This window comes from Nonomuraea sp. NBC_00507 (genome assembly GCF_036013525.1).
Lineage (GTDB): Bacteria > Actinomycetota > Actinomycetes > Streptosporangiales > Streptosporangiaceae > Nonomuraea.
Map to the genome: position 1 here is coordinate 4,835,900 of NZ_CP107853.1, position 25,939 is coordinate 4,861,838.

General features: G+C 69.8%; 23 protein-coding genes. 16 read left to right on the forward strand and 7 right to left on the reverse strand.

Going from position 1 to position 25,939, the window contains the following annotated elements; all coding sequences use genetic code 11:
* Window positions 1-89: 89 nt before the first annotated feature.
* The gene (locus OHA25_RS23885) at window positions 90-1,322 is read left to right on the forward strand and encodes a MalY/PatB family protein (protein ID WP_305915574.1); all 1,233 of its coding nucleotides are present in this window, start codon (window positions 90-92) and stop codon (window positions 1,320-1,322) included.
* Between the two features lie 39 nt (window positions 1,323-1,361).
* On the opposite strand, the gene OHA25_RS23890 is transcribed toward OHA25_RS23885, so the two are convergent.
* From OHA25_RS23890 to OHA25_RS23905, 4 genes are read right to left on the reverse strand one after another with little or no spacing between them, the layout of a single operon-like run.
* Window positions 1,362-2,891, reverse strand: coding sequence for a gamma-glutamyltransferase family protein (locus OHA25_RS23890; protein WP_327589720.1), 1,530 nt, complete (start codon window positions 2,889-2,891; stop codon window positions 1,362-1,364).
* Window positions 2,892-2,898: 7 nt separating this feature from the next.
* The gene (locus tag OHA25_RS23895) at window positions 2,899-3,663 is read right to left on the reverse strand and encodes an amino acid ABC transporter ATP-binding protein (RefSeq protein ID WP_327589721.1); all 765 of its coding nucleotides are present in this window, start codon (window positions 3,661-3,663) and stop codon (window positions 2,899-2,901) included.
* Window positions 3,660-4,439, reverse strand: coding sequence for an amino acid ABC transporter permease (locus OHA25_RS23900; protein WP_327589722.1), 780 nt, complete (start codon window positions 4,437-4,439; stop codon window positions 3,660-3,662). Before OHA25_RS23900 ends, OHA25_RS23895 begins: the two co-directional genes overlap by 4 nt.
* Window positions 4,436-5,251 carry an ABC transporter substrate-binding protein gene (locus OHA25_RS23905; RefSeq protein ID WP_327589723.1) on the reverse strand — a complete coding sequence of 272 codons (816 nt, stop codon included), beginning with the start codon at window positions 5,249-5,251 and terminating at the stop codon, window positions 4,436-4,438. Before OHA25_RS23905 ends, OHA25_RS23900 begins: the two co-directional genes overlap by 4 nt.
* 179 nt (window positions 5,252-5,430) lie before the next feature.
* Between OHA25_RS23905 and OHA25_RS23910 the strand changes: the two genes are divergently transcribed.
* A complete protein-coding gene (locus tag OHA25_RS23910) occupies window positions 5,431-5,991 on the forward strand; it encodes an MBL fold metallo-hydrolase (RefSeq protein WP_327589724.1) in 561 nt (186 codons plus the stop codon).
* Between the two features lie 49 nt (window positions 5,992-6,040).
* Window positions 6,041-7,057 (forward strand): LacI family DNA-binding transcriptional regulator, encoded by a 1,017-nt coding sequence (locus OHA25_RS23915; RefSeq protein ID WP_327589725.1) that lies wholly within the window; start codon window positions 6,041-6,043, stop codon window positions 7,055-7,057.
* An 84-nt stretch (window positions 7,058-7,141) separates the two neighbouring features.
* On the opposite strand, the gene OHA25_RS23920 is transcribed toward OHA25_RS23915, so the two are convergent.
* From OHA25_RS23920 to OHA25_RS23930, 3 genes are read right to left on the reverse strand one after another with little or no spacing between them, the layout of a single operon-like run.
* The gene (locus tag OHA25_RS23920; protein WP_327589726.1) at window positions 7,142-8,665 is read right to left on the reverse strand and encodes a tannase/feruloyl esterase family alpha/beta hydrolase; all 1,524 of its coding nucleotides are present in this window, start codon (window positions 8,663-8,665) and stop codon (window positions 7,142-7,144) included.
* Entirely contained in the window at window positions 8,662-10,170 is a 1,509-nt protein-coding gene (locus OHA25_RS23925; protein ID WP_327589727.1) for a CocE/NonD family hydrolase, read from the reverse strand. Before OHA25_RS23925 ends, OHA25_RS23920 begins: the two co-directional genes overlap by 4 nt.
* 11 nt (window positions 10,171-10,181) lie before the next feature.
* Window positions 10,182-11,570 carry a CitMHS family transporter gene (locus OHA25_RS23930; protein WP_327589728.1) on the reverse strand — a complete coding sequence of 463 codons (1,389 nt, stop codon included), beginning with the start codon at window positions 11,568-11,570 and terminating at the stop codon, window positions 10,182-10,184.
* Window positions 11,571-11,594: 24 nt separating this feature from the next.
* On the opposite strand from OHA25_RS23930, the gene OHA25_RS23935 reads away from it, so the two are divergent.
* From OHA25_RS23935 to OHA25_RS23995, 13 genes are all read left to right on the forward strand, one after another.
* On the forward strand, window positions 11,595-12,521 hold the full coding sequence (locus OHA25_RS23935) for a LysR family transcriptional regulator (protein WP_327589729.1): 927 nt from the start codon (window positions 11,595-11,597) through the stop codon (window positions 12,519-12,521).
* A gap of 97 nt (window positions 12,522-12,618) precedes the next feature.
* The gene (locus OHA25_RS23940; RefSeq protein ID WP_327589730.1) at window positions 12,619-13,824 is read left to right on the forward strand and encodes a CaiB/BaiF CoA transferase family protein; all 1,206 of its coding nucleotides are present in this window, start codon (window positions 12,619-12,621) and stop codon (window positions 13,822-13,824) included.
* Window positions 13,814-14,689, forward strand: coding sequence for an HpcH/HpaI aldolase/citrate lyase family protein (locus tag OHA25_RS23945; protein ID WP_327589731.1), 876 nt, complete (start codon window positions 13,814-13,816; stop codon window positions 14,687-14,689). Before OHA25_RS23940 ends, OHA25_RS23945 begins: the two co-directional genes overlap by 11 nt.
* A gap of 245 nt (window positions 14,690-14,934) precedes the next feature.
* The gene (locus tag OHA25_RS23950; RefSeq protein ID WP_327589732.1) at window positions 14,935-16,440 is read left to right on the forward strand and encodes a rhamnulokinase; all 1,506 of its coding nucleotides are present in this window, start codon (window positions 14,935-14,937) and stop codon (window positions 16,438-16,440) included.
* The gene (locus OHA25_RS23955) at window positions 16,433-17,218 is read left to right on the forward strand and encodes a DeoR/GlpR family DNA-binding transcription regulator (protein ID WP_327589733.1); all 786 of its coding nucleotides are present in this window, start codon (window positions 16,433-16,435) and stop codon (window positions 17,216-17,218) included. The genes OHA25_RS23950 and OHA25_RS23955 overlap by 8 nt, the downstream gene beginning before the upstream one ends.
* Window positions 17,219-17,455: 237 nt before the next feature.
* Window positions 17,456-18,520, forward strand: a complete 1,065-nt coding sequence (locus OHA25_RS23960) for an ABC transporter substrate-binding protein (protein ID WP_327589734.1) — start codon at window positions 17,456-17,458, stop codon at window positions 18,518-18,520.
* A gap of 50 nt (window positions 18,521-18,570) precedes the next feature.
* Window positions 18,571-20,115 (forward strand): sugar ABC transporter ATP-binding protein, encoded by a 1,545-nt coding sequence (locus tag OHA25_RS23965; protein WP_327589735.1) that lies wholly within the window; start codon window positions 18,571-18,573, stop codon window positions 20,113-20,115.
* The gene (locus tag OHA25_RS23970) at window positions 20,108-21,097 is read left to right on the forward strand and encodes an ABC transporter permease (protein ID WP_327589736.1); all 990 of its coding nucleotides are present in this window, start codon (window positions 20,108-20,110) and stop codon (window positions 21,095-21,097) included. Before OHA25_RS23965 ends, OHA25_RS23970 begins: the two co-directional genes overlap by 8 nt.
* On the forward strand, window positions 21,094-22,104 hold the full coding sequence (locus OHA25_RS23975; RefSeq protein WP_327589737.1) for an ABC transporter permease: 1,011 nt from the start codon (window positions 21,094-21,096) through the stop codon (window positions 22,102-22,104). The genes OHA25_RS23970 and OHA25_RS23975 overlap by 4 nt, the downstream gene beginning before the upstream one ends.
* A complete protein-coding gene (locus OHA25_RS23980) occupies window positions 22,101-23,099 on the forward strand; it encodes a Gfo/Idh/MocA family protein (RefSeq protein WP_327589738.1) in 999 nt (332 codons plus the stop codon). Before OHA25_RS23975 ends, OHA25_RS23980 begins: the two co-directional genes overlap by 4 nt.
* A complete protein-coding gene (locus OHA25_RS23985; RefSeq protein ID WP_327589739.1) occupies window positions 23,096-24,109 on the forward strand; it encodes an ABC transporter permease in 1,014 nt (337 codons plus the stop codon). The genes OHA25_RS23980 and OHA25_RS23985 overlap by 4 nt, the downstream gene beginning before the upstream one ends.
* A complete protein-coding gene (locus OHA25_RS23990) occupies window positions 24,106-24,855 on the forward strand; it encodes an ATP-binding cassette domain-containing protein (RefSeq protein WP_327589740.1) in 750 nt (249 codons plus the stop codon). The genes OHA25_RS23985 and OHA25_RS23990 overlap by 4 nt, the downstream gene beginning before the upstream one ends.
* A gap of 50 nt (window positions 24,856-24,905) precedes the next feature.
* Window positions 24,906-25,862 carry a sugar ABC transporter substrate-binding protein gene (locus OHA25_RS23995; protein WP_327589741.1) on the forward strand — a complete coding sequence of 319 codons (957 nt, stop codon included), beginning with the start codon at window positions 24,906-24,908 and terminating at the stop codon, window positions 25,860-25,862.
* Window positions 25,863-25,939 lie beyond the last annotated feature (77 nt).

Sequence of the window (25,939 nt, forward strand, 5' to 3'; positions counted from 1 at the left end):
TACCTAGCCGGTGGTCGTGGCTCCGGATCCGCCCCGCAGCCACGACCACCCAGACTGCCGTGTCGCCCGTGGAGTGGAGCAGTTTTCGCATGACCACCAGACCGCCAAAAGCCAGTCCTACCGCCACCGCAGAGTACGGCGCCGACCCCGACTTTGACACGGTGTACGACCGCGCCACTTTCGGGTCAGCCAAATGGGCCAACCAATGGGACGAATTTTCACCGCGTGTCCGGGGCGAGGATCTGCTGTCGCTATGGACGGCCGACATGGACTTCCGGGCGCCGACGACCGTCATCGACCGGCTGCGCGCCGCTGCGGACCACGGTATCTACGGCTACACCCTGCGAGACCCGGAACACTTCCAGATCGTGCAGAACTGGTTCACCGTCAGGCACGGCTGGACACCACCGGTGGAAACGCTCCTCCCGGCCCCTGCGATCATGTCCTCGGTCGCAGCAATCTTGCGCACCTTCACCGCCCCTGGAGATGGGGTGATCGTCCAATCACCGGTCTACTCGCCGAACTTCGAGGCCATTACCGGTAACCACCGGCGGCTGCTCGTGAACCGGCTCCGGCTCATCGACAACCGCTACGAGTTCGACCTCGACAACCTGGCCGAGCTGGCCGCATCCGGCGCGAAGGTGCTACTTCTCTGCAACCCCCACAATCCCTCGGGCCGGAGCTGGACGGCCGACGAGCTGCTCGCCGTGAACGACATCTGTGCGCGCTACGACCTTCTGGTGATTTCTGATGAGATCCACTGCGACATCCGGCTGAACGGCCGGCCCCACGTGGTCTATGCCTCGATCAGCAGCGACGCCGCCCGCCGAGCATTCATCTGCACTGCCCCCACCAAGACCTTCAACCTTGCGGGCCTGCCAACGGCCACACTCTCGGTTGCCGATCCATACCTGCGCTCGGAACTGCTGAACGCCATGCGGGCATCGTTCATGATCAACGCGCACTACTTCGGTCGTCTGGCCTTGGAGACTGCCTACACTACGGGTGGTCCGTGGCTCGACCGGCTGACCGAATATCTCAAGGGCAACGTGGCCTTCGTGCACGAGTTCGTCCAAGAGCGGCTGCCCGAGATCACGCCGATGCCGCCGGACGCGTCGTTTCTGGTCTGGCTGGAGGCTCGTGAGCTTGACGCTCGTGTGGGCGGGCTGCACCAGTTCCTTGTCGACCGTGCGGCTGTCAATCTCTACGACGGCCGGGTCTACGGCCCCGGAGGAGAGGGGTGCGTCCGACTGAACGTCGGCTGCCCCCGGAAGGTGCTGACTGAGGCGCTCGAACGCATCGATCATGCGCTCTCACGGTAGCGCTCCTCGGGGCACTCACTGACCCTGTCCCGCGTCACCTCAGGACATGTCGGCCTGGGGATCTTCCGGCATCAGCGAAACCAGGGCGGAGGCGCCATCGCAGCGAGGATCGCTCCCCGCTGAGGTGGCACCCCCGACGACTTGTGCGTGGCCGACCCATTCTGATGCCGGCGGCAGCGGGACGATCGGCGCGCCGGTCGCGGTCAGAGCTGCGATGGTACTGGGGGAGAGATCCGTCTCCAGGCTGATCGTGTCCTCCGGCTGGCCCGCCTCCATACCGCCGACGACCCAGCGGGGTGCGGCGACCGCGTCGGCGGGTTGTTCCCCGTCGAGCAGCCGTAGCAGCACTTGGGTGAGGATCTGCGGTTGGGCCTTGCCTCCCATCGTGCCCATCGACCAGGCCAGCCGTTCTTCCTGGGTGACCATGACCGGCATCAACGTGTGTGCCGGACGCTTGCCCGGCGCGATGACGTTGGGCGAGGCGGCGTCGAGGGAGAAGAACGCCCCGCGATTGTGCATCACCATGCCGGTCGAGGGTTCGAGCAGCCCCGCGCCGAAGCTGTGGAAGAGGCTCTGGATCAGCGAGACCGCGTACCCTTCGCTGTCCGCGGTCACGACCGCGACCGTGTCGCCACTCGCCCTGCCGGTGATGGCCGGCCCGGCCGCTTCGTGGGAGGGGCCCAGCAGCAGGGTGTCCACGTCGATCTGCGCGAACCGGGGATCGGCCAGATGGCGGGTCCTGTCGGCGATGCCTCCGTGGAAGATCGCGGCCAGTAGTCCGGCGTCCTCTCCGTGCGGGTCCGTCCTCTCCAGCGCGGCCAGCGCCTGCAGCAGCAGGAAGCCCTGTGTGTTGGGCGGGCTGGTGTAAACGTCGAAACCCCGGAAGGCGCGGTGAAGCGGATCGGGCTGCTCGACCTCGTAGGCGGCCAGGTCGTCCAGGGCGATGGGGACCGCCAGCGCCTGCAGGCCGGCGACCAGTCGCTTGCCCAACGGCCCGCCGTACAACACCTCGGGGCCCTGAGCCGCGATCTCCGCGAGCGTCGCGGCCAACTCTTCCTGGCGCAGGGTTTCGCCGACGCGTAGTGACCCGAAGACGGTCCGCATCCCAGGGTCGGCGGCGATCAGATCTCCGGCCTCGGCTATGGCCGCTGCCAGGCCCGGAACGACAGGAGTGCCTTCCGCATGGCGTATGGCGGCGGCGAAGTGGTCGGGCCACGTCAGCGCGGCACCGGAGGCGTGCAGCGCGGCATAGCCCGCGACCGCGCCGGGGACGGTGATCGTGTCAGGCCCGGACACGGGCATCTGGCCGCCGTAACGCGAGATCAGCGCAGCCACGTCGATGCCGGCCGGGGCGGGACCGCTGGCGTTGACGCAGGAGATCCTGCCGTCCGGGGATCTGATCAGAGCGATCAGATCGCCGCCGAGTCCGGTGTTGTGCGGATAGACGACGGTGAGCGTCACGGCGGCCGCGAGCGCGGCGTCTACGGCGTTGCCGCCACCTGCGATCGCCTTCTTGGCTGCGGCGGTGGCAAGTACGTGCGGGCTGGCGATGGCGCAGTGATAGGTCATGACTCTTTCAGATGATCTTGGATAGGAACGATCGCGTACGTTCATGGACGGGATCGGTGAAGACCTGGGCGGGTGGGCCGACCTCGACGATCTTTCCGGCGTCCATGACGACGACCCGGTCGGCCACCTCGCGGGCGAAGCCCATCTCGTGGGTCACCACCAGCATCGTCATGTGCTCGCGGGCCAGCTCCTTCATCACCTCGAGCACCTCGCCGATCATCTCGGGATCCAGTGCGCTCGTCGGCTCGTCGAAGAGCATCAGCGCCGGCCGCATCGCCAGCGCGCGGGCGATCGCGACCCGCTGCTGCTGCCCGCCGGACAGGTTGGCCGGGTAGGCGTCGGCCTTGTGTGCCAGGCCGACGCGGTCCAGCAGGCGGTGCGCGTCCTCGACCGCCTGCGCCTTCTGCACGCGCCTGACCCGCACGGGACCGTGCCAGACATTTTCCGCGGCCGTCATGTGCGCGAACAGGTTGAAGTGCTGGAACACGAAGCCGATGTCGCGACGTTGCCTCGCGACCTCGGCCGCGGATTCCTCCACGAGCCTGCCGTCCTTGCCGTGGCGGTAGCCGACGAGGCGACCGGTGACCGTGATGCTGCCGCTGTCGATCGTCTCCAGATGGTTCACCGTACGGAGGAACGTGGTCTTGCCGGCGCCCGACGGGCCGATGAGGACGACCACTTCGCCGCGACTCACCTCGAGAGAGACGTCGTCGAGCACGACGTGGCCACCGAGCGCGCGAGTGACGTGCTCGGCTCGGACGATCACGCTCATGGCGCCTCCGCCCGGACCACGGCACGCCCGCCGCCGAAGAGCCGCTGCCCTATCGTCGGAGGTCGCGATATCCCCGCCGATGCATTCAGCCGGCCCTCGATCCAAGCCTGGACGAACGACCACAAGGTGGTGAGCAACAGGTAGTACAGGGCCGCGACGATGAACACTTCGAACGTGCGGAAGGTCGTGGAACTGATCGCCTGGGTGTTGAGGAACAGCTCGTCCACGCCGATCACACTCAAGATCGAGGTGGTCTTCATCATGGCGTTGAAGTTGTTGCCGAGCGGCGGGACGATGAAGCGCAGCGCCTGCGGCAGGATGATCCATCTCATCGCGGAGCGCGGTGTCATGCCGATGGCGAGCGCCGCCTCCGACTGCCCCTTCCCGACTGAGTCGATCCCCGCACGGATGATCTCCGCCATGTAGGCGCTCTCGTTGATCGCCAGCGTGACGAGGGCGGCCTGGAACACGCCGGTGACGGTCACGCCGAGCAAGGTGAGGTCGGAGAAGGAATAGATTTCGGCCGCGGCCAGGCCGTTGTAGACCAGAACCAGTTGGACCAGCAGCGGGGTGCCGCGCAGGATCCAGATGTAGAACCCGGCCACCGCGGTGACCCAGCGGCGCTTGGATCGGCGCATCAGCGCCACGCCGAGCCCGATGATCACTGCCAGGAACTGGGCGAGGACTGAGATGTAGACCGTGCGCCACAGCCCCTCGAGAAACGGCCCCGACGGGCGAAGGAGCGCGTCCCAGAAGAACGCCGGGTCGAAACTCAAGGCTCCAGCCTGTCCACTTGGAGGTTCCACTTGGCCAGGACCTTGTCGTACGTCCCGTCCGCCCGGATCTCTTGCAGCGCCTTGGCCAGCGCGCTCTGCAGCGCGGAGTTGCCCTTGCGTACGGCGATGCCGGCCTTGATCTTGTCGAAGGACTCTCCCGCGAAGGCGAAGAGGCCGGGCTTCTGCCCCATGTAGTAGGCGGCGGTCTCGCTCGTGGTCGCGTATGCCTGCGACCGGCCGAGCGCCAGCTCCTGCAGCGCGGCAATGTCCTGATCGAACCGGGTCAGCTTGATGGCCGGCTTGCCGGCCGCCTCGCACTTCTTCGACTGATCCTCGAGACGCGTGGCGGCCGTGGTGGAAATGAGCGTCGACGCGGTCAGCCCGCACAGGCTCTCGTCCAGCCCGGTGACGCCCCGGGGATTGTCCTTGGCCACGAGGATCGACTGCCCGGAGTACATGTAGGGGACGAAGTCGACGACCCTTTCCCGCTCTGGCTTGATGTAGAGCTGGGACAGAATCGCATCGCACTGCTTGGCCACCAAGGTAGGGACGATGGAGGCGAACTTGGTGTTTCGCCATACCGCTGCCACACCGAGCCTGGCCGCGAGCGCCTCGCCGATCTCCACGTCGGCACCGATGGGCTTCTTGGCCTTGTCGTAGAACTCCAGCGGCGGGGCGGAGATGTCGGAACAGTAGACGATCTCACCGTCCTTGAGCACCGCAGGGGGCGCGACCATCGCCTTGCCGCCGGCTGGAGCCGCCTCCGTTTTCGCCGCCGTTCCGCATGCGGTCAACGACAGTGCGGCTGCCATCGCGAGTATGCGACCGTGCATTCCATACCTCCACCCAGACGAGCTTGCGGGTGAGGGCCATTGAGGTTGATTAACGAATTAACCACAACCCCGTACGGTAACAATCTCGTTGCATGGCCATGGCGACCGAATCGGTCGCCATCTTCCTCGCTGGCAACGATTTCCGTATGCTGCCTGGCATGCCAGCATTCGTTCACGTCCTCACGGACGGATACGCCGACGAGCGGGTCGCCAGCACCGTGACGTTGATCCGGGAAGGCGACCTGATCGCCGTGGTCGATCCGGGCATGGTCGCCCACCGCCGGCTCATCCTGGACCCTCTCGCCGAGTTGGGCCTGCAACCCGAGCAGGTCACCGATGTGGTGTTCTCTCACCACCACCCGGATCACACGTTGAACGCCGCCCTGTTCCCCGAGGCCCGCTTCCACGACCACTGGGCGATCTACGCTGGGGACGAGTGGGTGGAGCGTGAGGCCGATGGTTTCGAGTTGTCGTCCTCGGTCCGGCTGTTGCGAACCCCGGGGCACACGGCGCAGGACATCTCCACGGTGGCGGAGACCGATGACGGGCTGGTCGTCGCCACGCATTTGTGGTGGAGTGCCGACGGGCCGGCCGACGACCCGCTGGCCGAGGACGCCCACGCGTTGAGACGATCGCGCGAGCGCGTGCTCGCCCTGCGTCCGAGCCTGATCATCCCTGGTCACGGCGGGTCTTTCGTCCCGGTGGAGACGGCCGAATGACAGCCGGCGGGTAACCTCCGCGAAACGCCACGAGCGTACGATTGTAAAGGTGCCCCGAAAGCCCTCACCTGACGTGACCATGGCAGATGTGGCGCGAGTGGCCGGAGTGTCGATCGCGACCGTCTCCAACGCGCTCAACTCGGCCGGCCGCATGTCCCAGAGCACGCGTGACAACGTGTGGCGCGTGGCACGAGAGCTCGGCTACCTTCCTGATAAGACGCACACGAGAACGCTGGGCCTGGCCGTCACCACCGACCACCCCGCCTCATGGGGCTTCGCGGAAATCCCCTACTTCTCCCAGGCCATCCAGTCCGCCACCGTTGTCGCACACGAACACGGCTATGGGCTCGTCGTGCAACCCACCGCTCTCGGCCTGGAGCGGCTGGCCGTTCTGCCCGTCGACGGCATGCTGCTGATCGACAGCCCGAAGGGCGATCGGGTTCGTGCCGATCTGCTGATGCGCGGCGTGCCCGTCGTCCACATCGGGAGGCCGGTCAGCGCGGAGCCGAACGACATCTGGGTGGACAACGATGTCGAAGGCGCGGTGCGCGGCGTGCTGGACCACTTGTCGCAGGCCGGTGCACAGCGGGTCGCCCTGCTGGGCGGCGACACCACTGACTACTACATCCAGGCCTGCATGACAACGTACCGCCAGTGGTGTGCCGAGCGGGGAGAGCCCGCCCTTCTCGAACTCATGAGACGCAAGAATCCGGCCCCTGCCGTCGCCCGCCTCCTGTCCCGGGACGATCCTCCTGACGCCATCTTCGGTCCGTACGACCGATGCGGGCACGCCGTGCTGTCGGCCGCCCGTGGCCATGGCCTGCGGATTCCCGAAGACCTCCTCGTGGCCTGTGCGAGCGAGTCCAGTGCCTACGAGACGACAACACCGCCGGTCACCACGCTGTCCCTCGATCCCGTCGGAGCGACCAGAATCGCCACGGAACTCCTCATCCAACTCGTCGAAGGAGAAACGCCTGCGGTGTCAGGAGGCGTGGTCCATCACACTCGCCTGCTGGCCCGAACGTCGACCCTCCGGCATCTGTCCACAGCGTCTCTGATTGGCTAAGTGGTCTTCGCTGGAAGTTCCTCGGGGGTTACGCCAGCCGGGACCGGGTGGCGTTCGCCCCGGGCGCGGGCGGCCGTGGCGGGATCAGCAGGCGAAGGGATTGAGTGCGCGAGTCATCGCGACGCCGTCGGCCGGGTTGTCGTTGACGTACTTCGTCGCGACGATCTCGGCCGGTGCAGCGCCCTGCTCGACCCAGCGCACGATCGGAGTCAAGGTGTCGAAGATGTTCGGGCCGGGGCCGCGGCCGCAGTGGGTCATGCCGGGGAACAGGAAAAGCCGCGCGAACTCGCGGGTCTCGCGCTCACGCCCGCCGGAGGTGACACGCACCACCTTGCGGTAGTAGTCGATGGTGTCGTGGGCGGAGACGACCGGATCGGCCCAGCCGGTGTACATGAGGAGCTTGCCGCCGCTACGCCGGAACGGGTTCAGGTCGGGGTTGGTCGCGTTGATGAGCGGTCCGAGCTTCCTCTCGGCGAGACGCAGGTCGCGGTGGAAGTCGAAGGTCCACCAGTTCCAGTTCGGGTCGTTGAAGACCCAGTGGCGCCAGAAGTTCGCGCGGGCCGGCTGGGTGGTGCCCCAGTAGCCGCTCCATCCGGTCAGCACCCGGCCGGCCGCGTCGATCACGGGCGCTTCGCTGCCGACCGGCCAGCCGGGGTAGACCTGCCTGCCGGTACGCGGGTCGCGAGCCCCGCCGTACATCTCGCGTACGGCCCTGACCTGGCGCTTGGTCAGGCACGTGGGGGCGTCGCCGACCGGGCACTGGAGCGTGGCGGGGTCGAAGGAGCAGCGGCGCGGGTCGGTGAGGAAGCCGTCGGTGGCCAGGCCGCCGTCCCTGCCCCGGCACTGCCTGACGGCCGCGTTCGTCAGCAGCGGCAGCTTGGCCGCGGGGATGATCGGCTCGGTGTCGTTGCCGGGGGTGTGGTTGCGGAGGAACTGCCAGAGGAATCCGGCGTTGAGCGCGACGCGGTTGTTGCCTGGAGCGCCGGCCACGATCCCGTCGAAGTCGTCGGGGTAGCGCTGGGCCTCCATCAGTGCCTGGTGGCCGCCGGTGGAGCAGCCGATGAAGTAGGAGTAGCGCGGCTTGGTCCCGGTGTGCTGCTCGGCGATCAGCTTGGCGTTGACGATCGTCTCGTGCACGGCGCGGTGGCCCCAGTCCACGATGATCTCTGGGTTGGCCGCGCCCTGCACGAACATGTCCGGGTCGTCGCCGGTGTGGCCGGTGTCGGTGCCGACGGTCGCGTACCCGGCCGCCAGCGTCGGCCCGCCCATGGAGACGAAGTCCATGGCCGAGCTGTATCCGCCGTTGCCGAACATCAGCATCCGCTGGTTCCACTGCTCCGGAATCCACACCTCGAACCCGATGGCGGAGCCCGGCACCGGCTTGGCGATGCCGTGGACGCGGCAGAACGCGGGCACGGACGGCAGCACGCGGCCGTCGGGAGCGGTGTATCCGCCGGCCGGAACCGATTCGGCGATGGTGATCGTGGTGTGCGGCAGGGCCGCGGCGGTCAGGCTCTCGCACGTGCTGTCGGCGGTGGCGGGCGCCTGCGGGGAAAGCCCGATCAGCAGGACGGCGATCGCGGCGAGGAGTCTCCTGAGCGGGCTCACCTCGGATCCTTCCAGGTGGTGAGGCGGAGCTCGGTGCCGCCGCGGCCCACGCGCAGGTGGACCTGGCCGGCCGGGGCGTCGGAGTCGATCTCTGGGTGGTCGTCGCTGGAGACGGTGACGCGCAGCCTGTGGCCGGTGCTCAGCCGGTAGTGGGTGGGCCAGGTGCGGAGCTCCAGGTCGTACGTTTTGCCGGGGCGGACGGGAACGGCGCGGTCGTGGCCGAAGCGGTGACTGGCCTTGAGCCAGCCCTGGGTGATGCGGGCGGCCGTGCCGTCAGGGGCGACGTCCTCGGCGACGATGGCGATGTTGCCGTCGGCGGCGGTGAAGGAGGCGCGTACCTTCGCCGTGATGTCTCCGGCGAGGACGAGATCCTGCTGGTAGGGCCGGGTCTGGAAGGTCAGCCGCTCGTCCGGGGCGGCGGCGGCCGGGTCGGTGTTGACGGTGAAGTGGAGGGCGGCGGGGGCGCTCGGGGCGGAGGTCAGCGTTCCGTCGGCGCTCAGGCCGAGCCGGTGCCGGCGGGCACCGGGAGGAGGCCAGGTGGAAAACTGCTTCCAGCCGGCGCCCGCGCCGGGGCCGGGGATCTCGTAGGAGGTGACCTTGGCGGCCGGCAAGGGCGCGTCCCGGCGGCCGGCGAGCCAGCGGTCCCACCAGGCGAGGTACGCGCCGTTGCCGGGGTCGGCGTGCTGGCCGGACGGCCATCCGTGCTGCCAGGGGCCGGCGACCAGCCAGACGTTGCCCGGGCGGGCCTGGAAGTTCTCCACCATGGCGGCCCGGTATCTGTCGTACCAGCCGGCGATCTCCAGGACGGGAATGTCGAGGTCTTTCCAGCGGGCCTTGACGCTGCGCTCGCGCCAGAAGTCGTCGTAGAGCGGGTGCTGCGCGTAGGTGACCAGCGTGCCGGGAGCGACGGCGCGCTGCCAGTCGCGGATCCGAGCCGAGTAGATGCCGCCGCGGTAGATGGTGTTCTCGTACCAGTCGCTGATCCCGTCCACGGGGATGATCGCGGCGAGGTGGGGCGGCTTGTTCACCGCCACCAGGAGCGAGGAGTGGCCGCCGTAGCTGACGCCGGTCTGCCCGATCTTGCCGGTGGACCACGGCTGGGCGGCCAGCCACTCGATGAGGTCGTAGTTGTCGCGTTGCTCCTGCGCGCTGAACGGATCGAGCCGGCCGGGGGAGTCGCCCGAGCCGCGGGCGTTGCACACGGCGGCGTGGTAGCCGCGGGTGACGAAGTAGGCGGCCGCGCGGCCCTGCGCTTCCAGCTGGTTGTAGGCGTTGTAGTCGTACACGATCACCGGGAAGCGGCCGTCGGCGTCGGGCCGGTGCAGGTCGCAGGCCAGGTGGCCGCCGTCGCGCAGTGGCACCGACACGCGCTCGGTACGCACTCCGTATGTGGCGGGCCGATCGTAGGAGAAGAACGGGTCGGTTTCGGCGCGGGCGGGCTGGTGCGGGGTGAGGGGGAGCGCCAGGGCGGCGGACAGGGCGGCGGCGATCCTGCCGTACTTCATTGGGGGACTCCTCAGAGCGAGATGGCGCCGGTCACGAGCGCGGCCACGGTCATGACCAGGGTGGTGGCGAACGCCCAGCCGAAGATGAAGCGCTGGTGCCGGCCGAGTTGCACGCCGCTCATGCCGACGAGGATGAACGTCGCGGCGGTGAGCGGGCTGAGCGGGAAGCCGGTGGTCATCTGGCCGAGGATCGCGGCCCGGGCGATCTCGGCGGACTCGATGCCGAAGCCGCCGGCGGTCTGGGCCAGCACCGGGAGCACGCCGAAGTAGTAGGCGTCGGGGGTGAAGACCAGGCTGAGCGGCATGCTCGTGACCGCGACCAGCACCGGCAGGTGGCCGCCGAAGGAGTCGGGGATGATGTTCACGAACGCGGTGGCCATCTCGTTGATCATCTTGGTGCCGGTGAGGATGCCGGTGAAGACGCCCGCCGCGAAGATCATCGTGGTGACCAGGACCACGCTCTTGGCGTGCCGGTCGAGCAGCTCCTGCTGCTTCTCCCAGGTGGGGTGGTTGACCAGCACGGCGATCGCGAAGCCGAGCACGAACAGCACCGGCAGCGGCATCGCCTCCAGCACCAGCCCGACCAGCAGCGCGACGGTCAGCGCCAGGTTGAAGGCGGTCAGGGCCGGGTGCCTGCGCTCCGGGGTCCGGGGCGTCCCTGGGCCGTCGCCGACGACCTGCGGTTGCGGGGGCAGGGTCACCGTGCCGAGGCGGCGGCGTTCCCGCAGGCCGATCAGGTACGACGCCACCAGCACCCAGGCGATGCCGGCGGCCATCGCGGGCAGGACCGGGGTGAACACCTGCGAGCTGTCCAGCTTCAGCACCGCCATGGCGCGGGCAGTGGGGCCGCCCCAGGGGATCATGTTCATCACGCCCGCGCCGAGGCAGACGACGCCGGTGAGCACCAGTGGGCTCATGCCGAGCCGTTTGTAGACGGGCAGCAGGGCGGAGACGGTGATGAGGAAGGTCGAGGCGCCGTCGCCGTCCAGGGCCACGCACATGGTGATGACCGCCGTGCCCACGGCGATCCGCATCGGGTCGTCCTTGGCCACCCGCAGGATGCCGCGGATCAGCGGATCGAACAGCCCTGTGTCGATCATCAGGCTGAAGTAGAGCACCGCGAAAGCGATCATGATGCCGGTCGGCGCCACCTTGGCCAGCCCGTTGAGGATCATCGGGCCCATGTCGGCGGCGAACCCGCCGGCCACCGCGGTCAGCACCGGGACCAGCACCAGCGCGGTGAGGACCGAGACGCGCCTGGTCATGGTGAGCACCAGGAACAGGCCGATGGTGAGAAAGCCCAGGAGCGCGATCATCGGGGTCCTTTTCTTTCGGGAGGTTACGGAGAAGTTTCCGAGCGCCGACCTTTCACGTCCACCATCAAAAGTGGATTTATCCATGCGTTATGCGCAACAGTTGCATCCATGGAAGCCAGCCTCCGGCAGCTCGCCGCCTACGTCGCCGTCGCCAAGGCGGCCAGCTTCACCGCCGCGGCCGCTCAGTTGCACGTCTCGCAGTCGACGTTGAGCCGCGCCGTGGCCGACCTGGAGCGCGTGCTCGGCGTCCGCCTGCTGGCGCGCGACACCCGCAACGTGCAGCTCACCGCGGCGGGCCAGGAGACCCTGCGGGTGGCCGAGCAGATCGTCGGCGCCCACCGGTCGGGCATGAAAGAGCTGCAGCGCTACCTGTTCGGCGAGTCGGGCATGGTGGCCGTGGCCACCCTGCCCTCGGTCGCGGCCGTGCTGCTGCCACGCATGATCTCCGCCTTCAGGGGACAGCGCCCGCTCGTGACCGTCCGCATCATGGACGGGCTCGAACGGGCCGTGCTCGGCAAGGTGCTGTCCGGCGACGCCGACTTCGCCATCACCACGGTCGGCGCGCCGTCGGATCGGCTCGAACACCGCCCGCTGATCCGCGACCGCTTCCACGCGGTGCTGCCGGAGGGGCACTCGCTCGCCGACCGCGACGAGGTCGCCTGGGAGGACCTGGCCGCCGAGCCGTTCCTGGCCGTGGGGCCGCAGTCCAGTGTCCGCAGGCTCACGGACGCGGCGTTCGCCCAGGCGGGAGCCGAGGTGACGCTCGCGGCGGAGGCGAGCAACGTGGCGACGGTGGGCGGCCTGGTCGCCGCCGGGCTCGGCGTGTCCGCGATGCCCGCCCTGGTGCTGCCGCTCCTGGGACCCGGGCACATCTTGCACCGCCCGCTGGTCGGCCCCGTGGTCGAGCGGCGACTGGACGTCGTGGTCCGGGCGCGGCGGACCCTGCCGGTCGCTGCGGCCGCGTTCCTCGACCTGCTGGAGGAGTCCCGTACTCGGGCGCTGGATGTGCCTGTGGGCGCCTCCTGGGTTGACTAATGCGTAAATAGCATGAATTTATCTATTTCTTGTGCTGGACCCGCATTTCTTCGCCTGGGCAGGATGACATGGAACCCGACAGGACGAAGGAGCATGCGTGGCCTCTGAACAACAGCGAGGGCAGTTGTGCGGCTTGAAGGTGGTGGAGTTCGCCCACGTGGTCGCCGGGCCGCTGGCCGGCTCCATGCTCGCCGACCAGGGCGCGGACGTGGTGCACGTGGAACCCCCGGGCGTCGGCGACGCCGCCCGCGCGATGGGTCCGACGCGCGACGGCGTGCCGCTGTGGTTCAAGGTCGCCGGCCGGAACAAGCGCTCCGTCACCCTGGACTTGCACGACTCCGGCGGCCGGCAGGTCGCGCACCGGCTGGTGGCCTGGGCCGACGTCGTGATCGTCACGCTCCGGCCGGGCCGGCTGCGGACCTGGGAGCTCGACTGGGAGGCCGTGCACCGGATCAACCCCAAGGCCGTCCTGCTGCAGATCTCCGGATTCGGCGCGACCTCGTCCCAGGCCGACGCCCCAGGATTCGGGAAGGTCGGCGAGGCCAGGAGCGGCGTGGTGCACCTGACCGGGTTCCCGGACGGCCCGCCCGTGCACACCGGGTTCTCCCATGGCGACGCGGTGACCGGCCTGATGGGCGCCTACGCCATACTCGCCGCCCTGCACCGCCGGGCGCACGACCCCGGCTTCGACGGCGAGTGGATCGACCTCGCCCTCTTCGAGCCCCTGTTCCGGCTCGTCGAATGGCAGGTCATCGCCCATGACCAGCTCGGCGTCGTCCCCGGTAGATCCGGCAACCAGCTCGCCGTCGCCCCCGCCGCCGTGATCAACACCTACCTGTCCCGCGACGGCGACTGGATCACCGTGACCTCCGCGACCCTCCGCTCCGTGCTGAACGTCGTCCGCCTCCTGGGCCTGCCCGAGGAGGACTATGCCACCACCCGGCAGCAGCTCGCCGGACGGGAACGGCTGGACCAGGGGCTCCGCGCCTGGGTGGCGGCCCGCGAGACCGGCGAGTGCCTGAGGGTCTTCGCCGAGGCCGAGGTGGTCGCCTCCCGCGTCTTCACCGCCGCGGACATCGCCGCCGACCCCGTCTACGCCGAACGCGGCGACATCGTCACCGTCGACGATCCCGACCTCGGCCCCGTCCGCATGCAGGCCGCCCTCCCGCACTTCCACCAGGAGCCCGGGCACATCTGGCGCACCGGGCCCGCGCTCGGGCAGGACAACGACCTCGTCTACCGCGACTGGCTCGGGCTCGGCGCGGAGGAGATCGTGGACCTGGAGAAGCGCGGTGTCATCTGACCGGCCCCAGCTGCGCTCCCTGCTCTTCGTCCCGGGGACCAGAACCGAGTGGCTCGCCAAGGCGGCGGCCGCGGGGGCCGACGCGGCCATCCTCGACCTCGAGGACGCGGTCCCGCCCGCTGAGAAACCCGCCGCCCGCGCCCGCGTGGCCGACGCCGTCGCGAACGCGAGCGGCGACATGGCCGTCCTCGTCCGCATCAACCCCCTCGACAGCTGGGCGGCCGCCGAGGACCTGCGCGCCGTCACGCACGCCGGCCTGGCCGGGGTGGTCGTGCCCAAGATCGGCGGGCCGGCGGACGTGCTTATGGCCGATCGGCTCCTGACCTGGTGCGAACGCGAACACGGCCTGCCCGAAGGGCATCTCGCCCTGGTGCCGCTGCTGGAGAGCGCCGCCGCGCTGCGGGAGGCGTACGAGATCGGCCGGGCCGCCCCCCGCGTCGCCTACCTGGGCGCGGTCACCGGCAAGGGCGGCGACGTCGAGCGCGCGATCGGCTACCGCTGGAGCCGCGAGGGCGCCGAGACCCTGGCCCTGCGCTCCCGTGTCCTGCTGGACGTCCGGGCGGCGGGAGTGCCGTGTCCGGTTGCCGGCCTGTGGACCGGCGTCGGCGACCTGGAGGGGTTGCGGGCGTTCGCGGAGCAGAACCGCTCGCTCGGCTACGACGGCATGATGGCCATCCACCCCTCCCACGTCCCCGTGATCAACGAGGTGTATTCACCTGGTCCCGAGGAGCTCGCCCGCTACGAGCGGCTGATCGCCGCGGTGGAGGAGGCGCGGGCGCGCGGCGCCGGGGCGATCGCGTTCGAGGGGGAGATGGTGGACGAGGCCATGGCGGGCAGAGCCCGAGCGGCCCTCGAACGCCGTTGAGGTTCGGACCAAACTGTGCCCCTTCGTCTGGCGAGCGGGGTCGGTGTGTTCAGCGCGCTCAGCAATGCCGGTTCCGCCGCCTGTACCACTCGTGCAGGTCATCGTCCCGGTGCTGACCACCGTCGGGTCCAGGGCCGGAAGCGGTGGGCGTACGCGCTTGACCCTGCTCACTCGGCAGCGCAGCCGCCTTCGAACCGTGACCTTGCGGCACCTTCCGGGCGCCGTGAGCGGGATAGGCTCGGCCTGTGCCCACCTACGTCGCCGTGGATCTCGGGGCGGAGAGCGGACGGGTGCTCGCGGGTGAGTTCGACGGCGAGCGTCTCGTGGTGCGCGAGGCCCACCGCTTTCCCAACGTGCCGGTGCGCGTTCTCGGCGGCCTCCACTGGGACGTTCTGCGCCTGCTGGCGGAGGCGCGTGCCGGGATCGGGCGCGTCGTCAGCGAGCGTCGGGTCGTCAGCGTCGGCGTGGACGCATGGGGCAACGACTTCGGGCTGCTCGACCGCGACCAGCGGCTCGTGGCCAACCCCCGGCACCATCGCGACCCCTACGCCGTGGGCCTGACCGCCCTGGTCTCCTCTCAAGAGCACTACGAGGTGACGGGGGTGCAGCCGCTGCCCATCAACACCTCGTGCCAGCTGCTCGCGCACGCCGGGTCGCCGCTGCTGGACGCCGCCGATCGGCTGGTGATGTTACCGGACCTGTTCACCCTCTGGCTGAGCGGCGAGATGCTCACCGAGCGGACGATCGCCAGCACCAGCCAGCTCCTGGACGCCCGGACCGGCCGTTGGGCCGGCGACCTCATCGCCCGGCTCGGGCTGCCGTCGCGTCTGTTCGGCGGGGAAATCGTCGAGCCCGGCACGGTCGCCGGGCCGCTGCGGGACGAATCCGGCCGGCCCGGCGAGGCCGTCGTGGTCGCCGTGGCCGGTCATGACACCGCATCGGCGGTTGCGGCGCTCCCCGTCGTCTCCGGTCCGAGCGGCTCCTCTGGCGCGGTCGCGTACATCTCCTGCGGCACGTGGTCGCTCGTCGGTGTGGAGACGGCCGGGCCCATCACCACCCCGGAGTCCCGGCTCGCCGGGTTCACCAACGAGGGTGGCGTGCTCGGCACTGTGCGGTTCCTGCGCAATCTCAACGGCCTTTGGCTGCTTCAGGAGTGCCGCCGAGCTTGGGGGACCGGCGCTTCGTACGCCGACCTGGTCGCCGAGGCCGAGGCCGCACCCGCTTTCGGCCCGCTGATCGATCCCACCCACCTGGGATTCCTGAAGCCGGAGGACATGCCAGCACGAGTCGCGGCGTTCTGCCGCGCGACGGGCCAGCCGGTGCCCGAGGGCCGGGCCGCGATGGTGCGTTGCATCCTGGAGAGCCTGGCGTGCTCCTACCGCCTGGTCCTGGAGCAGGCAGAGGAGCTGACCGGCCGCCCGGTGGAGGCCGTACACCTCGTCGGCGGTGGCGCTGCCAGCGATACGCTCTGCCGGCTCACCGCGGACATCGGCGGGCGGCCCGTGCTCGCGGGGCCGGTCGAGGCGACCGGTATCGGCAACCTCCTCGTCCAGGTCATGGCCCACGGGGGCATCGGTTCTCTTGGAGAGCTGCGCGAGGTGGTCCGCCGGTCGTACCCGCCCCGGACATTCCTGCCGGACAGTGAGCGCGAGCCGTACGATGCGACGTATGTCCGGTTCCGTGAATTGACCGCTGTTGACAACTTCTGGAGTAAAGTAGCGTCCCAGAGGTGCCCGACCATAGATGAGTGAGCCCGGTCCCATGCTGATCGCAGAGCGGCGACGCCGCATCCTGGAGCACGTGCACGAGCACGGATATGCCTCGTTCCGGGAGCTGGCCGACGCGCTCGGCACGTCGGAGTCCACTGTCCGGCGGGACCTGCGGTCGCTGGTAGGCGAGGGCCTGCTGGACGCCACTCGGGGTGGTGTGACTCTGCCCGTCTTCCCCACGGCGTCGCGTCCGGTCTCCGTCGACGCGGTGGCGGCCGAGCGCGAGGCCATCGCCGCCCACGCCGCGACGCTCGTGGAGCCCGGCACCGCCGTCCTGCTCGGTCCCGGGCGCACCACCGCGGCGCTGGCCCGGCGGCTCGCCGAGTTGCCGTCCCTCACCGTGGTCACCAACTCCACCATGGTGGTCGAGGCGCTCATGGACGCGCCCCACATCGAAGTCGTCGCGGTGGGCGGCACGCTGCGCCGGTCCATCCACGCCTTCGTGGGGCCGATCACCGAGCAGCACCTGGAGGGCCTGCGGGGCGCGCAGACCTTCCTGTCAGGCGACGGCGTCACCCCCGAGAGGGGACTGACCACACCCAACGTCTTCGCCGCCGCCACCGACCAGGCTCTCGCCGCGGCCGGCCGCGAGGTCGTCGTCCTCGCCGACCACTCCAAGATCGGTCATGACACGATGTGTCAGACCGTGTCCACCGAGCGCATGAGCGTCCTGGTCACAGACCTGAAGGCGGACTCCGTCATGGTGAACCGGCTTGTCGGCGCGCAGGTCGACGTCCACATTGCTGACATGAACCGATGAGTTCTGACCCAACCTGACATCTTTTCTGGGCACGTAACGAGTCAGCGACACCCGTCCCTCCGCCGTTTCCGCGTATGAGCAGCTTGCAGGGATCCTAGCGGCCCGCCATCGCGTGTTGTTCTGGCGACGCATATTGACACATCGGTAACCGCCGTGGCTATCATCCTCTCAACTTCCTGTCAAAACCATTCAAGTTGTGGCAGGCGGTGCCCGTTCCCTCGGAAGGAGGGTCACTTGATGCCCCGCAGAACAACGGCTGCGGCCGCTGCCGGCCTGCTGGCGCTCACGTTGAGCGCGTGCACCAAGTCCGTCGGTGACGGCCCCGCGGACGCCGGCGCGTCCGCCCAGCAGCAGGTGGAGGCGACCTCTGGAGACGCGTCGCTGTGCACCCCGGAGCGGTACAACGGCGGTGTGCCCCAGCTCGACCTGAAGAACGTCACCGTGGGGTTCGCGCAGTCGGAGAAGGAGGCGAACCCGTTCCGGATCACCGAGACGCAGTCGATCAAGGACGAGGCCGCGCAGCGAGGCATCAAGCTGATCACGACGAACGCGCAGTCGGACCTCAACAAGGAGATCGCCGACATCCAGGGCATGATCGCCCAGGGCGCCAAGGTCCTGATCATCTCCCCGCTCAACTCCGAAGGGCTCGACCCCGCGCTCAAGGCGGCCCAGGATGCCAAAGTCCCGATCATGACGATCGACCGGCTGCTCACCACCAAAAAGGCCTGCGTCGACTACGTCGGCTGGATCGGCTCCGACTTCGTCAAGCAGGGCGCCCGAGCCGCCGATGCGATGATCACCGCGACGGGAGACAAGGGAGAGGTCGCGATCCTGCTCGGAGCCTCAGGGGTGAACGTCACCGTCGACCGGACCAAGGGGTTCAAGGATCAGCTCGCCGCGAAGGGCTCGGCGCTGAAGGTCGTGGCCGAGCAGACCGGCGACTTCACCCGTGAGAAGGGCCGCGCGGTCACCGAGCAGCTCATCTCCGCCAACCCCGGTATCAGCGCCATCTACGCGGAGAACGACGAGATGGCCCTCGGCGCCGTCGCCGCGCTCAAGGCGGCGGGCAAGAAGCCGGGAGACGTGAAGATCGTCACGATCGACGGCACTCGTGGCGCGGTCCAGGGCATCGTCGACGGCTGGATCGCCGCGGTCATCGAGTCGAACCCACGATTCGGACCACTCGCCTTCCAGGCGCTCGAGAACTTCTACGCAGGCAAGGGCGTACCGGCGAAGACGATCATCTCCGACAAGGAGTACACCCCTGAGAACGCCAAGGTCGAACTGCCGAACGCCTACTGAGCCCGGGGGCGGCCCGGACCGCCGCCCTCACGACGTCCGGGAGCGGGCACATGAATGAAGCGGTGTGCGAGGCGCACGCCATCTCCAAGCGGTTCGGCGGGACCCTAGCCCTCGACTGCGTCTCGTTGCGGCTCGACGTCGGCGAGGCCCACGCGCTGGTGGGGGAGAACGGGGCGGGGAAGTCCACGCTCATCAAGGTGCTCACCGGGGTGCACCGCCCGGATGGCGGCACGATCCGCCACCTCGGCCGGCCGGTGTCCTTCTCCGGACCCGCCGACGCTCAGGACTCCGGGATCAGCACCATCTACCAGGAGGTCGAGCTCGCCCCGCTGCTGAGCGTGGCCGACAACCTCTTCCTCGGCAGGGAGCCGATCACCCGCTTGGGGCTGCTCGACCGGTCGCGGCTGCGGAGGGAAGCCACCGAGGTCCTCGCCCGGTACGGCGTGACCGTGGACGTCCGCCGGCCGCTCGGCGAGCTGGGCCTCGGCATCCGGCAGATGGTGGCGATCGCCCGCGCGGTCAGTGCGCGCGCCCGACTGGTGATCATGGATGAGCCGACCTCCTCACTGGCCCCGCGCGAGGTGGACCGGCTCGCGGATGTCATCGAGGTGCTGCGTGCGCAGGGCATCGCGATCCTCTACGTCACTCACAAGCTGGATGAGGTCTTCCGCGTCTGCCAGCGGGTCAGCGTCCTGCGTGACGGCCGTCTGGTCCGCACCGGTCTCGTCCGGGAGACCTCCCGCATCGGCCTGGTCGCCGCGATGCTCGGCCGGCCGGTGGCCGAGGTGCGCCGCCACGGCGTGACGAGCTTCGGCGAGGCCCACGAGGTGGGCCGCGCCGCGCCGGTTCTGCGGGCCGAGTCCCTGGTGCGCGAGCACGCTCTGCACGGTGTCTCCGTCGAGGTACGTCCGGGCGAGGTGGTGGGACTCGCGGGCCTGCTCGGCTCCGGCCGGTCAGAAACGGTGCGAGCGGTGTTCGGCGCCGACCCCCTCGACGCCGGATCGGTGGAGGTGGCGGGGCGCGCCCGCCGGCGCTGGAACCCCGCCATCGCCATCCGCTCGGGTGTCTGCATGGTGCCGGAGGACCGCAAGGCCGAGGGTGTCGTGCCGGGGCTGTCGGTCCGTGACAACATCACGCTGGCGGCACTGCCCCGCCTCACCCGGGGCGGGCTGGTGTCCCGCCGGGCGCGCGACCGCATCGTCGACGCATTCGTCCGCCGCCTCGGGATCAAGGTGTCCTCGCCCGACCAGAAGGTGGGCGAGCTGTCCGGCGGCAACCAGCAGAAGGTGCTGCTCGCCCGCATGCTCTGTCTCCATCCCGCGGTGCTGATCCTCGACGAGCCGACGCGGGGCATCGACATCGGCGCCAAGGCGGAGATTCAGGCGCTCATCGACGAGCTCGCTCATGAGGGCCTCGGCGTCCTGCTGGTGGCAGAGCTGGAGGAGATCGTGGAGGGCGCCGACACCGTCGTGGTCCTGCGGGACGGGACGGCGGCCGGCGTGCTCCGCGGTGCGGAGATCGGCGAGCGGCCGATCATGGAGCTGATCGCCGCGGCCGACTCGGATGGATCTGCCGGTGGGCGGTTCGATGACTGAGCCGCCCAGCGGGACTCCCGCGCCCACCCTCGCCCGCGTGGCCGGCCGCACGGGCGCGGCGGGGCGGGTCACCTGGCTGCCCGATTACGGGGTCTACCTCGCCCTCGGCGTCCTGCTGGCGTTCAACCTGGTGTTCACGCCGAACTTCGCCACCGTCGCGAACCTACGGCTCCAACTCGTCCAGGTAGCCCCGGTGGCCATCGTCGCCCTCGGCATGGCACTGGTGATCGGCACCGAAGGCATCGACCTGTCGGTCGGCTCCACGATGGCCATCGCCGCGGCGTTGCTGCCGCTCTACCTCGGCTACGGGCCCTGGCCCGCCATCGCCGTCGCGGTGCTCGCCGGTGCGGCCGTGGGACTCCTGAACGGGGGACTGGTCGCCTACGGCATCCAGCCGATCGTCGCCACCCTCGGGCTGCTCGTTGCCGGACGGGGGGCGGCGCTCGTGCTCGCGGACGGCCGGCTCGTCGAGATCTTCGACCCCACGCTGGCCGCCATCGGCGGCGGGCAGGTGCTGGGGGTCCCACTGCCCGTGCTCATGGCCCTGACGGTCGCCGCCGCCGCCGGGTTCGTCCTGCGCCGCGCCGCGTTCGGCCGCAGGCTGCTGGCCGTGGGAGGCAACCGGCCCGCCGCGCTCCTGGCCGGCCTGCCCGTACGGCGGACGCTGGTCACCGTCTATGTGATCAGCGGGGTGCTCGCAGCTATGGCCGGAGTGCTCACCACCGGGCGGCAGAGCGCGAGCGACCCCTCGTTCACCGGGCTGCTGATCGAGCTGAGCGCCATCACCGCCGTGGTCGTGGGGGGCACGCCCCTTGCCGGAGGCCGCGTCCGGATCCTCGGCACGCTGATGGGGGCGCTGCTGATGCAGCTCATCATCGCCACGGTCATCCAGCACGACCTGCACGACTCGACCGCCCGGATGATCCAGGCGGCGATCATCGTGGCCGCCGTGTACGCACAGCGAGACAGGAGCGGGACGTGACGACCGGACAGGCCGAGCGTGCCGCCCCCTTCTCTCCGACCGCCGGCACCGGGCGAACGCGGCTGGCGGCACTCGCCCGGCGGCACGGGGCCGCCCTGGTGCTCGTCCTCGTCGTCCTCCTCGGGTCGCTGACCTTCGGCTCGAGCTTCACCGGCCCGGGGAACCTCAGCGCCATCGCGCTGGACGCCTCCTACCTGCTGCTGGTCGCGACAGGCATGACGTTCGTGATCCTCTCGGGCGGGATCGACCTGTCCGTCGGATCGGTTCTCGCACTGTCCGGCGTCCTGGCGGCGTACGGCTCCCGCTGGGGGACGGCGGGCGCGGTCCTGCTGCCCCTGGCGGTCTGCGGGCTGATCGGCCTGGTGAACGGGCTGCTGATCGGACGAGCCCGGCTGGCGCCGTTCGTCGTCACCCTGGCGACCCTGCTGTTCGCCAGAGGGCTGGCCTTCGCGGTCTCACAGGAGGGTAACCAGGTCTACATCATCCCGGCCGATCTGGCCCTCACCCGGATCGGACAGGCCAGTGTTCTCGGCGTCGGCGTCCCGGTGCTGATCGCCCTCGCGGTCTTCGCCGCGGCCGGCGTGGTGCTCAACCGCACCCGGTTCGGCCTGCGGGTCTTCGCCGCCGGGAACGGGGACGGGCACGCCGCCGAGCTCATGGGGCTCCCGGTGGCCCGCATCCGGGTCCGCGTCTACGTGCTGAGCTCCCTGCTGGCCGGCCTCGCGGGAGTCCTCATCGCCGCGCAGACCGCCTCAGGGCTCCCCACCCTCGGCGAGGGCAGGGAACTGGAGGCCATCGCGGCCGTCGTGATCGGCGGCACGCTGCTCACCGGCGGCGCCGGCTCGCTCGGGGGGACCCTCGCGGGCGTGCTGCTGCTCAAGGTGATCCAGAACCTGATCAACCAGGTGGGCACGCTCAGCTCCGCCTACCAGCAGGTGGTCAGCGGCACCTTCCTCGTCCTGGTCGTACTCGTCCAGGCCGCCCTGGCAAGGAGGAGACGACAGTGAACGGCAATCGGACCAGGGTCGCGGTGGTCGGCACCGGCGACTGGTGGGGCTTCCACCACGCCCGCGTGTTCTCCGGCCACGAGGACGCCGAGCTGCGCGCCATCGTGGGGCGGACCGAGAAGCGAACCATCGAGCGCGCCCGGCGGTTCGGCGTGCGCCCCTATCTCGACGTGGAGGAGATGATCGCCCGGGAGCGGCCCGACCTGATCTCCGTGTGCCTGCCGAACGAAGACCATTTCGCCACCACCCGGCTGCTGGTCGAGGCGGGGATCCCGCTGCTGGTCGAGAAGCCGCTGGTCTTCTCGCTCGAGGAGGCGGACGTCCTGATCGCCGAGGCCGAGGCCCGCCGGCTCTTCTTCGCCATCAACTTCAACCACCGCTACGCCCGTCCCGTGCGGCTGGCGGCGGCGGCGATCGAGCGCGGTGAGCTGGGCCGGCTGGTCTTCGCGACCTGGCGATTCGGCGGAGAGGCGGGCACCAGCCAGCACCCTCACGCCAACCTCATCGAGACCCAGTGCCACGGCTTCGACATGGTCGAGCACCTGTGCGGCCCGATCTCGTCCGTGACGGCCCAGATGACCGGCGGGCCGCCGTACACGACGATGGCGATCGCCGTGCGGTTCGCGAGCGGGGCGGTGGGGACGCTCCTCGGCACGTACGACTCGTCGTACGCCTACCCGGGAACCCACCTGCTGGAGATCAACGGCACCGGCGGCCGGATCCTCGTCGAGGACACCGTCCGCCGCTACACCTACACGCCGGCCGGGGACGAGACGAGCCGGGTGTGGCAGGCGGGCTACTTCAACGACGCCGACCGGGGCTTCCACGCCACCTTCGACCGGCACGTCGACGAGGTGCTCGCCGCCCTGCGCGCCGGCGACCCGCCGCCCGTCCACGCCCGCGCCGGGCGTCGCGCGCTCGAGCTCGCGCACGCCGTGATCCGCTCGTACGAGTCGGGGAAGCGAGTGGACACCGCCCCCGGAGAGATGACGTGACCGCCGAGGCCGGGGCGCCGCGCCGCCTGGGCGGCGATCCGCTGCGGCTCGCGCTGCTGGCCATCCGGCTCGGCCCGGCGCTGATCCTGCTGCTCCTCGTCGTGATCATGAGCATGTTGTCACCCGCCTTCCTCACCATGCTCAACCTGGGCAACGTGCTGGCGCAGAGCGCGGTGATCGCGGTGCTCGCCATCGGGCAGCTCCTGGTGATCCTCACCCGGGGGATCGACTTGTCCGTAGGATCGACGCTGGCGCTCGCCTCCGTGACCGGGGCCCTGGTTTACTCCGCCGCACCGTCGGGACCGGTCGTCGTCCTCGCCATGCTGGCCACCGGCATGGCAGTCGGCGCGATCAACGGCATGGGCTACGTTCTGGGCCGGCTGCCCCACCCCTTCATCATCACGCTCGCCACCCTGAGCGCGGCACGGGGCCTCGCCCTGTGGCTGTCGGGCGGGCAACCCCAGCAGGGCATGCCCGAGATCGTCCAGACGATGGGCGGCGGCTCGGCAGGCTGGCTGCCGTATTCGGCCTTCCTGGTCGCCGCAGTGGCGCTGACCGTCGTCCTGCTCACCACGCGCATGGTGTGGGGACGCTGGATCTACGCCGTCGGCGGGAACCCGGAGGGAGCCCGGCGGGCGGCGATTCCCGTCGACCGGGTGGTGATCTCGGTGTACGTCCTGAGCGGCCTGGCCGCCGGGATCGCCGCGATCGTCACCTCCGGCCGGCTCAACGCCGGCTCGCCGACCTTCGGCGACCTGGCCGAGCTCGACTCGATCGCCGCGGTGGTCATAGGGGGCGCGAGCTTCCTCGGCGGCCGGGGCGGCGTAGGCAACGCTCTCGTGGGAGCACTCATGATCGGGATCATCCGGAACGGCATGAACCTGCTCGACGTCGACGCATTTCTGCAGCCGATCGTCATCGGCGTCGTCATCGTCGTGGCCGTCGAGTCCGACGTCATCCGCGGGCGGCTGGAAAGCCGCTTCCGCGTCGTGCAGGCGGCGCGGTCATGAGGCCCGCCCTGGCCGTTCGCGGCGCCACCAAGCGCTTCGGCGCAGTTCTCGCCCTCGACGGCGTGGATCTGGAGGTGTTCCCCGGCGAGGTGCTCGCTCTCCTCGGCGACAACGGGGCGGGGAAGTCCACGCTGATCAAGTGCATCAGCGGCGTGCACCGGCTGGACGCGGGATCCATCGAGATGGGCGGGGTCGCGGTGACGACCGGCTCGCCCGCCGCCGCCCGAGCCCTCGGGATCGAGACCGTCTACCAGGACCTCGCGCTGTTCGACAATCTGGATCCCGTCGCGAACTTCTACGCCGGGCGGGAGATCGCCGGGCCGCGCTGGCTTCCCCGCGGCCTGCGGCTGCTGCGCCGCCGGGACATGTCCCGGGCGACGGGTGAGTTGCTGACACGCCTCCAGGTCGGGATCGCCGACCCCCACGCCACGGTCGGTCTGATGTCCGGAGGCCAGCGGCAGGCCATCGCCGTGGCCAGGGCCGCGGCGTTCGCGTCCAAGGTCGTGATTCTCGACGAGCCGACGGCAGCGCTCGGGCTGCGCGAGTCGCGGCGAGTGCTCGATCTCATCCTGCGCCTACGCGAGGAGGGCCACGCCGTCATCGTCATCTCCCATGCCATGGATCACGTGATCGAGATAGCCGACCGAGCCGCGGTGCTGCGGCGCGGTCGCAAAGTCGGCGAGATGAGACCTACGCCGGACAACCGGCAGGCGATCGTCTCGCTCATCGTCGGAGGCGACTCGTGACCTCCCTCCGGCGTTCCGCGCCACCGCCCCTCCCGAAAGTGATGAGAACGATGGCACCACACCTCCGGTCAGCCTCGCTGGCCCTCGCACTGGCCCTCTGTCTCGGCGCCTGCTCCACCGGCTCCGGTACGTCCACGACTGGGGCGTCTCCCGGCGCCGCCGAACCGATCAAAGTTGGATTCATCACGAAGTTCCCCGTCGACTTCTACGACACCATGGTCGACGCGGTGAAGACCTGGAACCGCGATCATCCAGACGTCGAGGTCCTCTTCGGCCAGGGCAAGAGCGGCACGGACGACGAAGGCGAGACGGCCCAGATCGAGTCGATGCTCGCCAAGGGGGTCAAGGCCATCGCGATCACGCCGACCAGCCCGAACCTCCAGAACGTTCTGCAGAAGGCCGTGGACGCCGGGGTCAAGGTCGTCCTGGTGGACAACGACATCCCCGGCTGGGCAGGTAAGTCGTCGGTGGTGGCGACCGACAATCTCGCGGGCGGCAAGCTGGCGGGTGCCTGGCTCGCCGAGCGCGTCAAGCCCGGCTCGACGATCGCCGTGCTGCAGGGGCGGCTGGGCAACCCCTCGCTCGACGACCGCGTCACCGGCATGCTGTCCACGCTCGGTGACGGGGTCACCGTGGTCTCCAAACCCGCCACCGACTGCGACCAGACCAAGGGGCTCAACGCCGCCCAGGACATCCTGGCCGCTCATCCCGGCATCGCCGCCATCTATGGGGCCTGCGGGCCGCCGATCCTCGGCGCCCTCCAGGCCGTCAAGTCGGCCGGCAAGAAGCCGGGCGAGCTCGTGCTGGTGGGCTTCGACGCCTCACCGGGCGAGCTGAAGGCCATCGCCGGAGGTGAGGTCGCGGCGTCGGTCGCCCAGTTCCCCGCCAAGATGGGCTCGGCCGGTATCGAGACCGCGGTCGCCGCGGCCCGGGGCCAGAAGGTCCCGGCGATCATCGACACCGGCACAGAGATGGTGACGAAGGAGAACGTCACGGGCTTCCAGTGACGCCGCAGGCACAGGAGCCAACGGCACCACCACCACGTTCGGCTTCACCGCCAACGGCACAGCGCCACGCCAGCCCT